We start from the raw sequence: 3939 nt of genomic DNA on the forward strand, positions 1-3939 counted from the left end.
AAGGTTTTTAGCAAGAGTAATAATATTGCCCGCCAATTTCACCCTCACCCTATCCCTCTCCCCTCAAGGGAGAGGGAATTTTGCTTTGTCTCCCAACTAACTGCTTAACTTAGTCTTGAGTAGTTACAGTGTCTCTAAAATAGGAGGGTTAAAGTTTGAAGTATGTTTAGCATAGGGATGGAAATCCTTCAAGGTATTCCGATTCTTGAAACAAGTGATGAGGTTAAAGGTCTTGCTGAAGGGATGAAAAATATCTGGCCAATTTAGGCGAAAAGGGCTTGTTTTTTCTTTTTACCAATGGTATAATTATATACGTTGAAGGAGAGTCTGTCAAAGAAGGCGCTGGACTTAGGCCTTAATAAATAGATTCTCCTTGTTTATTTTATAGGGGGGATGCTCGATGCTCGATCCTCGATGCTCGATGCTCGATGCTCGATGCTCGATACTCATATTTGATACTGGACACTGGATCCTTTACCAGGATCGAGCATCCAGGATCGAGGATCGAGCATCCAGGATCGAGGATCGAGCATCCAGGATCGAGGATCGAGCATCGAGCATCGAGGATCGAGCATCGAGGATCGAGCATCCAGGATCGAGGATCGAGCATCCAGGATCGAGGATCGAGCATCCAGGATCGAGGATCGAGGATCGAGAGGAATAAATGATTATACCGGAGATGAAGATAACTCGACGCCAATTTTTAAAGACCAGTGCCGTGGTGGGCGTAGGCGTTGGCCTGGGGGTCTGGAAACCCTGGGATAGTCTCGCTATCCAGTCGCCTTCTTATGATGATATCCCGGTAGCCGTAGTCAAGGATCCATTAGCTACTGCTTATCCGGCCACGCCCCCTTTCCATCCCCCGGAGATCTATCCGGAATATCCTTATCCTTCAAGGGAGGTGGATGTTACCAACAGGGTTTATCCGATGGTCAGAGAGGCCCTTCGGTTGCTCAACCCCAATGGGTTTGGGACATCTTCCTGGAATCCGCTGGGGAATCTGATTGATGTCCAACATCAAAAGATTCTGATCAAACCTAATTTTTGTGGACAGATTGGGGTGACAGATTATACTGAAGCATCAGTCCTGCGAGTTATTATCGATTACACTTATCTGGCTCTCCGCCAGGCTGGTGTAAATGGGATAATTATTGTGGGTGATGGGGCAGATACCCCCGACGGCTTCTGGCCAATTACAAATAGTCATGGGCTTAAGGAGACGGCAGACATGCTTAGGGGTTGGGGTGTCCCTATAGATCTGAAGGATATGAATTACGACACTTCCACCCAGATTGATATCTTTTCGTCCGGAGCCTGCGAATACTCTTTAGACAGTGTAAGCCCCCCACCTGCAGGAACGAAATGGAAAGGCCCTAATCGTGATATTCTTTCTCCCGGGGTTTACACCTTCACCAATACACCCTTGGGGGTAGATGTGATCATTAATGTCCCTAAAATGAAAAACCATGCTATTGCGGGGGTAACTTTGTCGCTGAAGAATTTTTTAGGACTTCTCCCTCCTGGCAAGAATGGAATTTATAAGGACTGCCCTCATCAGTGCAATTATGACGAAAAGTGGAATCCTCCAGCAAATGATACTATATGGAGGGGTATTTTGGATATCAACAAGATCGCTTTATATTATCGTAATGGCTTCCAAAGCACCAGACAAAGGAACTACATGAGCATAGTGGACGGGATTATTGGTATGGAGGGAAAGGGCCCTCATTGGGGTCCCCCAAAGATAAGCAGTTGTATCATTGCCGGCTATGATCCCGTTAGTGTCGATACTGTCGCCTCAAGAGTTATGGGTATGGATTGGACCACTATTCAGCAGCTTTTCTACGGAGATCGGATACGGGGAAGACCTTTAGGCCCAGCGGATTCTGGAATAATTGACGTGCGTATGTCAGAAGGAAGCTCCCTTGCCGTGGATTATCCGGCGGCTACGGCTTACGCGACAACCTGGGTAGGCCAAAGCCTTTCTGACTTTACTCCGCCTGAGGTTGCGGCTTCCCATGAGAATAGAACGGTCCAGGCCAATGTGGTTGAAGCCGATAGTGAAATTAAAAGAGTAGACCTTTACTGCAAGCTTGCCTTAGGAGAGACCACTAAAATTCCTATGGCCCGGATTAGCGGTGACAGCAAAAACGGAGTCTTTGAAGCCACTATGCCAGGAGATACGGTGAAATATTACGTCAAAGCGGTAGATACATTTTTCAATGATGGGTATTCAATGAGCCAGCCATATGATCCTGGGGGATGCCAACGACGTAAAAGAGGGGAATACTATAGATAAAGGGGGCCTTTATGCGACATATCTTGCTGGGTGTAGTTGCCTTATTATTCATATATCCGGCTATCGCTGACGGGAATCCCGAAATCTCCACCTGCTGTCAGATCAAGGAAGAATACTCTAAGGAAGACCTGATAGAGATCATTAAGGCCCATCGGGAATTCTTTCGGGACAAGGTCTTTCATCCTCCGGACGAAGAGGAGGCCGCCGGATTCAATACCAGACTATATGGGGCTGTTCTTTATGAATTAGGGGATGATGCTTACCTGGAGGAAACTAAGGACTATCTCCTTCAACAGGCGGCTGACGATAGGTATGTAGATAGTGGCCAGGATACTTTTTCTATCTTTTATATCTATGATGCCGCTAAGAGGGGTCAGGCCTACCTAGCCATAAAGGACATCCCCGGTCTTTTTACCGAAGGAGAAAAAGAGGCGATCGAAAACTGGTTTGCCCGGATCTACGAGGCCTTCCAGGCGGTGGGTTGCAAATATGACCAAATGATCCACAGTGGCAACGGGGCTATCTTTGGGCAGATACTCGAAGGCCTGCATCCGGATCTGGCGAGAGATGTCAGGAATGAAGCCGATGAAAACAATGAAGGGATATGGGCTACCGGGTGGCGATTTCCTGATGAGTCTCTCCACTATGCCGCTCATGTGTATCCGGCCAATGCCTATGCTTATGTCAATTACAGGCCCAAGCTCGACCGCTGGGGAAATGAGTCCTGCCGAAAGACCTTCCAGTGGATCATTGAACAGTGGCCTCCTTCCGGAGTAAGCCCCGGGTATGGGGCCATGCACATCCCTTCTTATATCGCCCCCCATCCTGATATTATGGCCTGCGGCGCCCACATATTTAAAGATATTGATCCTGTCTTGGCCGGGCAGTGTAAGTTTGTCGCTAACCGAATGATCAGAGAGGTTAATCGACGTTGGCCGGTCACCTTTTCTTTCAACTGGGCAAACGCCTCCCTCCCGGAATACAAAAATTCTCTCTTTCAAGAAAACGGTTGGGGTCTCTCCCTCTGGGATGACTCTATTATCCCTGTTAGCCCCAAGGCCGGCTCTGTTTATATAAAATCTCCTTATAACTGGCCCTGGGAACAATATCTTGACAGGCCGGACAAGATGATCTTCAGGGAGGGCTGGGAAGTAGACAGCCTCTATGCTATGGTAAGCCTGAGGGGAAAAGACCTGGGGCACTATCTAAAAGGGGCTAATGCTATCTTTATGATCACCTATGGAGTCCCTTTTGTGGTTATAAACGGTGAAAATGAGGAGGCGGCGAGAGAAAACCTGAACTGCTTATTAACCGGCAACTCACCGGATGAGACCTCCACGGTGGGTTATTTTGAAACCCTTCCCCGGGTTGATATGGGAGAGTGCAGCATTAGCGGACATACCCGAAGTTGTCTCCTGGTAAAAGACAAGTTCTTTGTGGTCTTTGATCAGGGAGCAGGCGCTCTCCGTTGGCACCTGAAAGGGGAGGACACCTGGGAAGGAAAGAAAGTATCTCTTACTTGCATTCCGCACTTCCAGAAAAGGTTTTGTGCTATTGGGCCAACAAGGCTTTTTGAAAGATAGCTTTATCTAATAGAAGCTTTAATTAAGAAAAGAGATTGTCACCTCACCATAATGATT

At 47.6% G+C, this 3939-nt stretch carries 3 protein-coding genes; 2 read left to right on the forward strand and 1 reads right to left on the reverse strand.

Translation table 11 applies throughout. From position 1 onward, the window contains the following. Positions 1–382: 382 nt before the first annotated feature. A complete protein-coding gene (locus AB1797_13480; protein ID MEW5768597.1) occupies positions 383–631 on the reverse strand; it encodes a hypothetical protein in 249 nt (82 codons plus the stop codon). Between the two features lie 48 nt (positions 632–679). Here AB1797_13480 and AB1797_13485 point away from each other — a divergent pair, with 48 nt between their 5' ends. Further along, on the forward strand, positions 680–2299 hold the full coding sequence (locus AB1797_13485; GenBank protein ID MEW5768598.1) for a DUF362 domain-containing protein: 1620 nt from the start codon (positions 680–682) through the stop codon (positions 2297–2299). An 11-nt stretch (positions 2300–2310) separates the two neighbouring features. Further along, on the forward strand, positions 2311–3882 hold the full coding sequence (locus AB1797_13490; GenBank protein ID MEW5768599.1) for a hypothetical protein: 1572 nt from the start codon (positions 2311–2313) through the stop codon (positions 3880–3882). Positions 3883–3939 lie beyond the last annotated feature (57 nt).

This window comes from bacterium (assembly GCA_040753085.1).
GTDB lineage: Bacteria > UBA9089 > JASEGY01 > JASEGY01 > JASEGY01 > JASEGY01.